The sequence below is a fragment of the Bauldia sp. genome (genome assembly GCF_020442045.1).
In the GTDB taxonomy this organism is placed as follows: Bacteria; Pseudomonadota; Alphaproteobacteria; order Rhizobiales; family Kaistiaceae; genus Bauldia.
In genome coordinates, this window is sequence record NZ_JAGRLA010000086.1 from 40,360 (window position 1) to 51,684 (window position 11,325).

At 65.8% G+C, this 11,325-nt stretch carries 10 protein-coding genes and 1 tRNA gene; 3 read left to right on the forward strand and 8 right to left on the reverse strand.

Annotated elements, in window-relative coordinates; genetic code table 11:
- Positions 1 to 194 precede the first annotated feature (194 nt).
- The 3 genes from KDJ86_RS09885 to KDJ86_RS09895 all read right to left on the reverse strand — a co-directional run bounded on the left by KDJ86_RS09885 (position 195) and on the right by KDJ86_RS09895 (position 2,989).
- Positions 195 to 968, reverse strand: a complete 774-nt coding sequence (locus KDJ86_RS09885) for an SDR family NAD(P)-dependent oxidoreductase (protein ID WP_291745142.1) — start codon at positions 966 to 968, stop codon at positions 195 to 197.
- A 166-nt stretch (positions 969 to 1,134) separates the two neighbouring features.
- Positions 1,135 to 2,439, reverse strand: a complete 1,305-nt coding sequence (locus KDJ86_RS09890) for an ABC transporter substrate-binding protein (RefSeq protein WP_291745130.1) — start codon at positions 2,437 to 2,439, stop codon at positions 1,135 to 1,137.
- Between the two features lie 463 nt (positions 2,440 to 2,902).
- Positions 2,903 to 2,989, reverse strand: a tRNA-Leu gene (locus KDJ86_RS09895).
- A gap of 159 nt (positions 2,990 to 3,148) precedes the next feature.
- Here KDJ86_RS09895 and KDJ86_RS09900 point away from each other — a divergent pair.
- Positions 3,149 to 3,781 (forward strand): PadR family transcriptional regulator, encoded by a 633-nt coding sequence (locus KDJ86_RS09900; RefSeq protein WP_291745132.1) that lies wholly within the window; start codon positions 3,149 to 3,151, stop codon positions 3,779 to 3,781.
- A gap of 69 nt (positions 3,782 to 3,850) precedes the next feature.
- On the opposite strand, the gene KDJ86_RS09905 is transcribed toward KDJ86_RS09900, so the two are convergent.
- Positions 3,851 to 5,089: a calcium-binding protein gene (locus tag KDJ86_RS09905; protein WP_291745133.1), complete on the reverse strand. Its 1,239-nt coding sequence runs from the start codon at positions 5,087 to 5,089 to the stop codon at positions 3,851 to 3,853.
- 289 nt (positions 5,090 to 5,378) lie between these two features.
- Here KDJ86_RS09905 and KDJ86_RS09910 point away from each other — a divergent pair, with 289 nt between their 5' ends.
- A complete protein-coding gene (locus KDJ86_RS09910) occupies positions 5,379 to 6,329 on the forward strand; it encodes a homocysteine S-methyltransferase family protein (protein ID WP_291745134.1) in 951 nt (316 codons plus the stop codon).
- A gap of 37 nt (positions 6,330 to 6,366) precedes the next feature.
- Here KDJ86_RS09910 and KDJ86_RS09915 read toward each other — a convergent pair whose 3' ends face one another.
- The 4 genes from KDJ86_RS09915 to KDJ86_RS09930 all read right to left on the reverse strand — a co-directional run bounded on the left by KDJ86_RS09915 (position 6,367) and on the right by KDJ86_RS09930 (position 9,881).
- Complete coding sequence (locus KDJ86_RS09915) at positions 6,367 to 7,218, reverse strand: SDR family NAD(P)-dependent oxidoreductase (RefSeq protein WP_291745135.1); 852 nt, start codon at positions 7,216 to 7,218, stop codon at positions 6,367 to 6,369.
- Between the two features lie 41 nt (positions 7,219 to 7,259).
- Positions 7,260 to 8,384 carry a 4-hydroxybutyrate dehydrogenase gene (gene gbd, locus KDJ86_RS09920; RefSeq protein ID WP_291745137.1) on the reverse strand — a complete coding sequence of 375 codons (1,125 nt, stop codon included), beginning with the start codon at positions 8,382 to 8,384 and terminating at the stop codon, positions 7,260 to 7,262.
- A 133-nt stretch (positions 8,385 to 8,517) separates the two neighbouring features.
- The gene (gpt, locus tag KDJ86_RS09925; RefSeq protein ID WP_291745138.1) at positions 8,518 to 9,027 is read right to left on the reverse strand and encodes a xanthine phosphoribosyltransferase; all 510 of its coding nucleotides are present in this window, start codon (positions 9,025 to 9,027) and stop codon (positions 8,518 to 8,520) included.
- Positions 9,028 to 9,116: 89 nt separating this feature from the next.
- Positions 9,117 to 9,881, reverse strand: coding sequence for a competence/damage-inducible protein A (locus tag KDJ86_RS09930; RefSeq protein ID WP_291745139.1), 765 nt, complete (start codon positions 9,879 to 9,881; stop codon positions 9,117 to 9,119).
- A gap of 125 nt (positions 9,882 to 10,006) precedes the next feature.
- On the opposite strand from KDJ86_RS09930, the gene hemN reads away from it, so the two are divergent.
- Positions 10,007 to 11,325, forward strand: a 1,319-nt coding sequence (gene hemN / locus KDJ86_RS09935; protein WP_291745141.1) for an oxygen-independent coproporphyrinogen III oxidase, incomplete at its 3' end; no start/stop codon positions are given.

Below are 11,325 nucleotides of genomic sequence, written 5' to 3' on the forward strand. Positions count from 1 at the left end.
GACCCGCCATCGATCGGCGGCGTCACACCGGTGATCACCGACGCGCCCCCCTACGACACAAGGACGATCGGCGCTCCTCGGTTGCCCGGCGGCCGGGCGAGGCATGTTTCGTCACGGGAAGAGCGCCGCGCGCAGCTGAGGGAGATCACCGGCGCCGGTGATGGGAACGGGACCTCGAAATCGGCGATCGGAACCTACCAGCAGGTGTAGCCGCAATCGACCAGAACCGTTGCGCCGGTCATTGCGCTTGATGCGTCAGACGCCAGAAACAGGATGACGGAAGCGATTTCATCGGGACGCGCCACGCGCCGCATCGGCGTGAAATCCATCCAGATCGGCATCCTTTCGGGATCGTCAAAGCTGGTGTTGGACATGGGCGTGTCGACATAGGTCGGGGCAACGCAATTGATGCGCACGCCCTTTTCGCCCCATTCGGCACCTAGGGACTTTGTCATGTGGTGCACGCCGGCCTTGGCCGCATTGTAATGGACCTGCCGTTGCGGATTGTTGGCAATCACGCCGGACATGGAGCCAACCGTGACGATCGTGCCATTGCCGCGCCCGACCATGGCCCGCCCGAATTCACGGCAGCACCAGAAAACGCCGTTCAGGTTGACATCGATCACACGGTTCCACAGCTCGTCGGAGACGTCTTCGCCGGGCGTGTCGGGCCAGGCAATGCCGGCATTGGCGATCAGGATGTCGACACCGCCATGTTCCGCTTCCATCTCCTTTGCCACGACGCCCACCCTGTCCGGGTCGGTCACGTCGAGAAGCACGGTCGCGGCCGCGTATCCCTTGGCCTTGAGGGCGGCACCGGCCTTGTCCAGCGGTTCTTCGCAGATGTCGGCGATGATGACTTTTGCGCCGGCTTCGCCCAGCGCTTCGGCGGTTGCCACCCCGATGCCGCCGGCGCCGCCGGTGATGAAAGCCGTCTTTCCGTTCAAACGTGATTTTTCAAGATACATGTGGTTCCCCGATGCCATGTCCGGATCATCTGCGACAAGTGGGCCATTGTCGGGCGACGCGGCACATTGCGGCACAAGACTGCATAGCGTTGCACGCGCCGTATGACGAGGCAAAAAAAGCGTCCGGCAGAATGGGAACTGCCGGACGCCCGGGAGGACCCTCCGGCTACTTGATGTAGCCGGCCTGGGTCATGACACGCACGGCATTATTCTGTGCCGATTCAAGTGCCTGTTCCACCGTGGTCTGGCCTGCGAGCGCACCGGCAACCGCCTGGCCGGTGAAGGTGCCGAGACCCTGGTATTCGGGAATGATGGCAAAGGAGATGCCGGTGTAGGGCACCGGCTTTTCGGTCGGATGGGACGGATCGGCCGTCTCGATTGCCTTCAGGGTCATGGCCGCGAAGGGAGCGGCGTCCATGTAGGCCTGGGTGTAGGTCGACTTGCGGGTGCCGGGGGGCGAGGTCACGACGCCGCCGGTCTCCGCGACCAGTTTGACATAGTCCTTGGACGTTGCCCATTTCACGAAGCTCTTGGCCGCATCCTGCTTGGTCGATGTCTGCGGGATCGACAGCGCCCAGGCCCAGAACCAGCCATTGCCGACACTGGTGACTTCACCGGGACCTTTCGCATAGCCGATCTTGTCGACCACCTTGGAGTCTTCGCCATAGAGCCTGCCGGCCGCCGATGTCGCATCCACCCAGACTCCGCAGTGCCCCTCCATGAACAGGGCCTGGTTCTCGTTGAAACCGTTGCTGGTGGCGCCGGGCGGGCCGTATTTGTTCATCAGGTCGACATAGAAGGCGACAGCGTCTTCCCAGGGCTTGGTGGTGTACTGGGGGTTCCAGTCCATGTCGAATAATGTGCCGTCCCAGACATTGGCCATCAGCACAATCAGGGCCATGTTTTCACCCCAGCCCGGCTTGCCGCGCAGGCAGACGCCATATTGCTCCTTGTCCTTGTCGGTGAGTTTTTCGGCAAACTCGCTGATTTGCGACCAGGTCGGCTCTTCCGGCATGGTCAGGCCGGCCTGTTCGAACAGGTCGGTCCGGTACATGGTGAAGGAGCTTTCGGCATAGAAGGGCACCGCATAGAGCTTGCCGTCCACCGACAGGCCGTTGCGCACCGACTCGAAGATGTCGCCATAGTCATAGTCGTCGCCCAGATCGTCGAGCGGCACGAGCCAGCCGGCCTTGCCCCATAGCGGGGTTTCCAATGCGCCGATGGTGATGATGTCGAACTGTCCGCCCTTGGTGGCGATGTCCGTGGTGACGCGCTGGCGCAGGACATTTTCCTCAAGCACGACCCAGTTCAGTTCGTTCCCGGTGTCCTCCTCCCACTGCTTGGACAGTTTCTGCATGACGATCATGTCGCTGTTATTGACGGTTGCGATCGTCAATACCTCGGCATTTGCATACGGCGCTGCAAAGAGCAGGGCGCTGCATGACAGGGCCAGTGCATGTGAAAACTTCATATGTGCTCCTCCTGTTGGCCCTTCCGAGTGGTCCGCGGCGCGCCAGGACCGGTGCGCGCCGGAATTGTTTCGCCGGTTCAATACGCCGGCGCGCGTCCCGGCTCGGGATTGGCGGCCTGACCAAGGTCACGCAAAAACGATGATGGCATTGCCTCCCCCCGCCGTAGGTTTCCTGGGAACATGCCGCAGGCCTTCCCCCTCCCCGTGAGCTCGATCGGCTTGGCCGATAGCCCTGCCCGGAGCCGCTCCACCGCCCCGGACTGCATGTTCTTTCAGTTACGAATTGCTACGAAACACATTTCTGCACAAAATTGCAATCATTTTTGGATCATGCCTGGATGAGAGGTTTTTCCCGGAGGGCCTGATCCAGAATTGGGCACCCTCCAAAAGCCTCGCTTGTCCGGGGGCCTTGGCAATTGCGGTCGGGGATATGGGCGGATCGGCGCATGAAACGCCGCGGCGTTGGTGCGGACGGCCGGGATCGAACCGGCATGGAGTTGCCTCCGAGGGATTTTAAGTCCCTTGCGTCTACCAATTCCGCCACGTCCGCTGCCATGCCCTCGGTAAGCCGCGGGACGTGCCTTGGCAAGCCGGGGCGCTGCTCGACGGCAGATCCGTCATAGCGTACGACTTATCGTAAGTTATATCTTGAATGACGATCGCCGACTCATTACGCTATGTCTCACGATATAACGTACGGAGAAACGAAATGCATATGTGTCATCACTCCCGCCATCACGCATTGCGCGCCGCCGCCCGCCATGGCTTCGGCGGCATGGGACACCGCGGCGGGCCGTTCGGCGGCCGCTTGCGCGGGCCGCCCGATCCCTTCCGCGGCGGCAAGATGATCGCCGACGGCGACCTGCGGCTCGTCGTCCTCGCCCTCCTCGCCGAGCGGCCGCGCCATGGCTATGACGTGATCAAGGCGCTGGAGGAGCGCTCCCATGGCGCCTACAGCCCGAGCCCGGGCGTCGTCTACCCGACCCTCACCTACCTCGAGGAGGCTGGCTATGCGACGGCGCAGGCGGAAGGAAACAAGAAGGTCTACGCGATCACCGACGCGGGCCGTGGGCATCTCGACGAGAACCGGGGCGTCGCCGAAGGCATCCTTTCGGAGATGGCGGCGTTCGGCGAACGGATGGCCCAGGCGCGCGCCTGGTATTACCACCGCGAGGACGGCGCGGCCAACGACATCCCCGGCGTGATCCCGGAGGTCAACGAGGCGCGCCGGACGCTGAAGGCCGCGATCGCTGGCAAGCTCGACGCACCGGAAGAGGAACAGCGGAGGGTGGCCAGGATCCTCAACGATGCGGCGGCCGCGATCCGCGGTCCGGACCTCTAGGATCCGGCCGCAGGCATCGGAAGTGACGGGGCCGGCGCTTGTCGCCGGCCTCCGTTTCAGGCACCCGCCTCAGCCATAGACGATGTCCGCATGGGCATCGAACTGGCCGGCGACGTTCTCGACCAGGATCGTCTGGGATCCCTTGTAGTCGACCACGATCGTGACGTCGGTCGCGCCTTCGACAATCGTCACGTCCTTCTTGTGGAAGCCCTCGAGGACGATCTGGTCGTAGCCGATCTCGTAGTCGGTGATGATGTCGTCGCCGAATTTGCCGCTGAAGAAGAAGGCATCGAACCCGCCGTCCGGGGTCGGCGTCCCGGAGACGTTGCCGGAAAGGATGTCGTTGCCCTTGCCGCCGGTCAGGAAGTCCGAGGAGGCGCCGCCCTGGAGCACGTCGTTCCCGTTGCCGCCAAACAGCTGGTCGGTTGCGTCGCCGCCGAAGATCATGTCGGCGCCCTGGTCGCCGTAGAGATTGTCGACACCGTCGCCACCCTCGATCGTGTCGCCGCCCTTGCCGCCATAGATCGTGTCGCCAGCCAGGCCGCCGTAGAGCATGTCGACGCCGTTGCCGCCGTACATCATGTCGGCGCCGGCGCCGCCTTCGATATGGTCGTTGCCGTTGCCGCCATCGATCGTGTCGCCACCCTCGTCGCCGAAGAGCATGTCGAGACCGGAACTGCCGAGGATGGTATCGACGCCTTCGTCGCCGTGAATGGTGTCGGCGCCCTTCTGGCCTTTCAGGCTGTCGTCGCCGGTGCCGCCGTTGAGGATGTCGTCGCCGCTGCCGCCCTTGACCGCGTCGTTGCCCTCGTCGCCGTTCAGCGTGTCGTTGCCGCTGCCACCCTTGAAGATGTCGTCGCCGCCGAGCCCCTGGAAGGTATCGTCGCCGCCGTTGCCCCTGAAGATGTCCTGGAAGGGACCACCGAGGAAATTGTCGTCATACTGGCTGCCGATGTATTTCCACTCGACCGGCGAAACCAGCAGCCCGACGAAGCTTACCGCCGTGGCATTGGTGTTCACCACGTCCAGCGGGGTGTTGTAGCCGGTCACCGTCCAGGACGTGTTGGACTGGCTGTTGTCGACCGCGTCGAAGCCCTCGACGATGCCGGTGAAGCGACCGTTGCTGTCCACCCCGAAGCCCTTGCCGTGCAGGGTCATCGTGTAGGTGATGCTGGGATCCATTCCCCCGACGAAGGTATGGAGCACCGCCTTCTTGGAGTTGATGACCTGGTAGTCGTGGGTCTGCTTGCTCAGGCCATCGACAAAATTCGGACCGTCGAACGGGCCGGATACAACGATCTTCGCCATGGGGTTCTTCCTCCGCCTTCGGAATCGTCAGGGGGCCAGTCGCCACTCGAAATCCCTCGAATCCGCCTCATGCCTCACGAGCCGAATCCATCGGGCGACCTTTGCTAGGCCACAAAAATCCAGTGTTCAACTGACGTTAGGTGGATGACCTTAACCGGAAGTTGATGCCGGCGGGCCCGTCCCGCCGCCGCCGGTGTGATCTACGTCACAGCCGGAATCGGCGGGCGAAGGTAGATGGTTGCGGAGATTCCTTGCCGGCTTCCGGCATTCCCCTGGAGCATGGACACGAATGGCGAAATATCGCGCCAGCCTTCCCCAGATCAGTGGAGACGACGTCTTCCTGACCGACGGCGGCATCGAAACCTTTCTGATCTTCCAGCAAGGGATCGACCTTCCCTATTTCGCGGCCTTCGACCTGCTGCGCGACGCCGCCGGGCGCGACGTGCTGCGAAACTATTACCGGCCCTTCGCTGAGACGGCCGCCGAGGCCGGGCTCGGCTGCGTGCTCGAATCGCCAACCTGGCGGGCCAATCCCGACTGGGCCGCGAAACTCGGCTACAGCGACCGGGCCACCGTCGCGATGAATCACGAAGCCATCGCCCTGATGCAGGAGCTCCGGCGCGATTTCGAGACGCCGCGCTCGCCGATGGTGATCAGCGGCTGCGTCGGGCCCCGCGGCGACGGCTATGTCGCCGGCGAAGCGATGACCCCGGAACAGGCCGAACGCTACCACGCGCCCCAGATCAACGCCTTCCGCCGCGCCGATGCCGACATGGTCACGGCAATCACGATGACCTACCCCAAAGAGGCGATCGGCATCGCCCGCGCGGCGGCGAAGGCCGAGATGCCCGTCGTCATCTCATTCACCGTCGAGACCGATGGCCGGCTGCCCAGCGGCCACTCGCTCAAGGAGGCGATCGCCATGGTCGACCTCGCGACCGGCGCCGCGCCGACCTACTACATGATCAACTGCGCCCACCCGACCCATTTCGATCATCTCTTCGACAGCGACGAGATCTGGGTCCAGCGCATCCAGGGGCTCCGCGCCAACGCGTCGTCCCTGAGCCATGCCGAACTCGACGAGGCGACCGAGCTCGACGACGGTGACCCGGTCGATCTCGGCAGGCGCTACGCGGAGCTGCGCCGGCGCCAGCCCCAGCTGACGGTGATGGGCGGCTGTTGCGGCACCGACCACCGCCACGTCAGGGAAATCTGCCTCGCCTGCATGGAAGTCGCCTGAGCGACACGCCCGTCAGGCTCGGCGACCAACAGGGCGATCAGCTCTTGAGGAACGCGGCGAAAGCCTCGTCATAGCCTCCGTGCCAGCGCGACAAGGGCGGACGGTTCTCGGCGATGTCGCCGGCCGCCCACAGCATCCGCCTGGCATCCATCTCGCGGGTCACGTCGTTGTCCGGGCAGATGATGTAGAAATCGCCCTTCCCCGTCGCCTCGAACAGCAGGTCGACGACCTGGTCCGGCCACCAGGCGCCGGCCGGCTTTTCCGTGGCGCCGCCGGCGGTCATCGTGGTGAAGGTCCAGCCGGGCACCAGGAGATGGGCGGTCACCCTGCAGTCCTCGATGTTGCGCAGGCTGTGCTGGAGCCCCTCGGTAATCACCTTCACCCCCGCCTTCGAGACATTATAGGCGGTGTCGCCGGGCGGACAGGTGATGCCCTGCTTGGAACCGGTATTGACGATCATCGCCGCATTGCCCTGGCCGATCATCGCCGGGCTGAAGGCGTGGACGCCGTTGATCACGCCCCACAGATTGACGCCGATCACCCGCTGCCAGCGGTCGTAGTGGTCGAAGGGGCCGCCGCCGGGCGCCGTCCCGGCATTGTTCATCAGCACGGCGACGTCGCCGAACGCATCGTAGACCCGCTCGCGCAGCGCCTGCACCTCCTCCATCCGGCTGACGTCGCAGGGCACGGTGATCACCCGGGTGCCGCCGCCCGGCACGGAGTCGTCGATCGCCGCCGCGGCCGCCTCCAGCGCCGACGGGTCGAGATCGGCGATCGCGATCTTCATGCCGAAGCCGGCGAACCGCTTGGCGGCCGCGAGACCGATGCCCGACGCCCCGCCTGTGATGACCGCGGCGCGGCCGGCCTCGATCGCTGGGTGGTTTGGCATGGGGTCCTCCTCGTCTTTCGATGTCCGTCTTGCGCCGGTGCTTACACCATGACCGCGTCGAGCATGGCGCGATAATCCGCGGCCGCCGCCTCGCGCGGGTTCGTCGCGTGGCTGTGGTCGGCGAGCGCCCGCTCGATCACCCAACCGAGCGCGTCCTCCTGCAATCCCAGCGTCCTGAGCCCGGCCGGGATGCCGATCCGCGCGTTGAGCGCCTCGCATTCGGCGGCGAGATCGGCGGATTCGTCGAGGCCGATCGCTGCCTTCAGGCGGGCAAGCTTCTCCCCGCAAACCGGTTCATTGAAACGGATCACCGGCGGCAGGAGGATCGCGTTCAGCGTCCCGTGGTGGAGGTTCGGCTCCTTCAGGCCGCCGAGCGCATGCGACAGGGCGTGGATGGCGCCGAGGCCCTTCTGGAAGGTCATGCCGCCTTCGAGCGCCCCCATCATCATCTCGGTGCGGACCGCGATGTCGTTGCCATCAACGACGGCGCGCTCGAGGTTCCGCCAGATACGGCCAGCGCCATCCAGCGCGATCGCCTCGGCCGGCGGGTTGAAGCGCGGCGAGAGCAGCGTCTCGACGCAATGGCTGAAACCGTCGAGGCCGGTCGCCGCGGTCAGGCCGGGCGGCAGGCCGAGGGTCAGCTCGGGATCGCAGATCGCGCGGCGCGGGATGAGATGCGGGCTGATGAAGCCGAGCTTGCGCCCGTCATCGAGCGTGATCAGCGCCGCCCGCCCGACTTCGGAGCCGGTGCCGGCGGTGGTCGGGATGGCGATCAGCGGCGAGACGGCGGCGATCCGCGCCACGCCGCCATAGATCGCCGCGTATTCCTCGAGCGGTCCGGCATGGGTGGCGAGCAGCGCCACCCCCTTGGCAAGGTCGATCGGCGAGCCACCACCCACCGCGACGAGCCCGTCACATCCCTCGCTCCGATAGACCCGAAGCGCCGCCTTCGCCGCGGCCTCGGTCGGGTTGGTCGGCACGTCGAGAAAGACCGGCGCCCCGGCGGGACAGAGTTCGGCGATCCGCCCGACCAGTCCGGTCTGTTCCAGTCCGCGATCACTGACGATCAGCGGACGGTCGACGGCCACCGCATCAAGTTGCTCCGGCAGTCCGGCCAGCACGCCGGCCCCGAATTCGACGGTGGTCAGATAGGTGATCGTCGCCATGCCGCGTCTCGCCCCCAAAGCTCGGTCGTTGCCATTGGCCCGTCACGGACCGTCCCTTTCCGGCGATCCTAGCAGGGTCGTCGTCGGGAAGCCCACACGACAGGTCGCCGTCCTGTCGCTGGAGGATCGCCGCCTATCCCTGTTCGCCCTGTGCGATCGGCGGCTGGAAGGCGTAGCCCATGTCCCAGGGGAAGTAGATCCAGGTGTCCTGGCTGACCTCGGTGATGAAGGTGTCGACCAGCGGCCGCCCGGCCGGCTTGGCGTAGACCGTCGCATAGTGGCACTTCGGCACCATGTCGCGCACCATCCTGGCGGTCTTGCCGGTATCGACAAGGTCGTCGATCACCAGCACCGCGGAACCGTCACCCTCGGCGAGATCGACGAAGTCCTGGCCGACCGGCTTCAGCACGTCCAGCCCGCCCTGCTCCTTGTAGTCATGGTAGGAGGCGACGCACACCGTCTCGATCAGGCGGATCCCCAGCTCGCGGGCGATGATCGCCGCCGGCACCAGCCCGCCACGGGTGACGCAGACGACCGCCTGCCACGATCCCTTGTCGGAAAGCCGCCAGGCCAACGCGCGCGCATCTCGGTGAAACTGGTCCCAGGAAACCGGGAATGCCTTGTCGGCCCTCGGATCGGCCATGTCCGTCCTTTCGAGTTGTCATTGGTCCCGAACCATCGGCCGCGCCAACCGGCGTGCCAAGCTGGACCGCGCGACGGTCCACAGGAAAATCAGGTATCGACAAGCCGGCCGGAGCGAAGCTCCGCCAGCATCGCCTCGACCACGGTCGCGGCGGCCCCGAGCCGCGCCTCGTCGCGCGACCGCAGGACCAGCGTCGTGGTGAAGCCGACGCCTTCCTCGAAGCCCGGATAGCTCCCCATCGAGACGTCCGGAAAGTCCTTCTGGATATCTCCCAGCGGTGCGGCGATGTCGCCCTCCTTCAGTCCGGTCGGGATCGAGCGGGACAGCATCTTCCTGCCGGTTGCGAGGCTTGGTGCGACCGCGTCGAGCATCGCCTGCATGATCGTCGGCACGCCCGCCATGACATGGACGTTGCCGATGGTGAAGCCGGGCGCCTTCGAGACGCTGTTCTCGATCAGCTCGGCACCTTCGGGAATCCGCGCCATGCGCAGCCGCGCCGCGTTGAGCTGGTCCTCGGGGATGCGTTCCAGCAGCAACGCCCGGGCCCGCGGATCGACGTCGATCGGAACGCCGAAGGCCCTGGCGACGGAATCGGCCGTTATGTCGTCGTGGGTCGGGCCGATGCCGCCGGTGGTGAAGACATGGTCGTAGCGGTCGCGGAGCGCGTTGAGTGCCGCGACGATCTCATCCTCGACATCCGGAACGACCCGGACCTCGTGGACGTCGATGCCGACATTGGTCAGGTATTCGGCGATATAGCCGATATTCTTGTCCTTGGTTCGTCCGGAGAGGATTTCGTCGCCGATCACCAGGATCGCCGCCGTGACGACCCCTGAATCATCTGCCTCGGCCATGCTTCCACCATTTCCTTTCGCGAAGGGGTCATGATTCCGGTTCCCGTATCTTTGCGCTAGCGCAAAGTCGCGTCGGCCGCGATGGGCTTGATTGGCGATGGTTATCTGAACGGATTCGCCCGACCATGCGCCCGGACCTTGCCGCACGCTACGCCGACGAGCGGCTCCCCCGCTACACCAGCTACCCGACCGCGCCGCAATTCAGCGCCGCCGTGGGGCCATCCCGCTACGCCGAATGGCTCGGCGAGGTTCCCGCTGACGCCCGCGGATCGCTCTACGTCCACATCCCCTTCTGCCGGCGGATGTGCTGGTATTGCGGCTGCAACACATCGGTGGCCACCCGGCAACAGCCGGTCACCGATTATCTGGCGTCCCTTGGCGCGGAGATCGGCATGGTCGCAGGGCGCCTGCCGGGGCATCTCGCGGTCACCCATCTCCATTTCGGCGGCGGCACGCCGACCATCGTCCAGCCGGCCGAGCTTATCGCTGTCATGGCCCGGCTCCGCGGCGCCTTCGACATTCGCTCCGGGGCCGAGGTCGCCATCGAGATCGACCCGCGTGTTCTTACCGCTGAAATGGCGGCCGCGCTGGGGAAAGCCGGCTTCACCAGGGCGAGCCTCGGCGTCCAGAGCCTCGATCCGGCGGTCCAGGCGGCGATCAGCCGGCGACAGAGCTTCGCCGAGACCGCCGCCGCCGTGGAAAAGCTCCGCGGGGCGGGCATCGAGGGAATCAACCTCGACCTCATCTACGGCCTCCCTCACCAGACCGTCACATCCTGCCTCGAGACCGTCCGCGCCTGCCTCGCGCTTCGGCCCGACCGCTTCTCGGTCTTCGGTTATGCGCATGTCCCTGACTTCAAGCGCCACCAGCGCAGGATCGACGCGGCGGCGCTTCCCGGCGGTCACCAGCGGAACGACCAGGCCGAGGCGATCGCCGCCGAGATCGAAGCGGCCGGCTATGATCGCATCGGGCTCGACCACTTCGCCCTGCCCGCCGACGCCATGGCGGAAGCCGCCGGCACCGGCGCCCTCCATCGCAACTTCCAGGGTTACACCACGGACGCCGCCGACCTGCTGATCGGCCTTGGTGCCTCGGCGATCGGCCGCCTGCCCCAGGGCTACGTCCAGAACGCCGCGGTCACCCGCGACTACCTCGCCGCGATCGCGCGGGGCGAGCTCGCCGCGGTGCGCGGCTTCTCGCTTCGCGACGACGACCGCCTCCGCGCAGACCTGATCGAGCGCCTGATGTGCGACTTCCGCGTCGACATCGCCGACGTCTGCGGCCGGCATGGCGTGCCTGTCGACGCGGTTGCCGACGCCCTTCCCATTCTCGACCGGCTGGCCGCCGACGGGGTGCTCCGCCGCGACGGCGCGATGGTCGAGATGGCCGGGGATGCCCGCACGCTTGTCCGTGTCGCGGCGGCGGCCTTCGACGCCTATCGCGC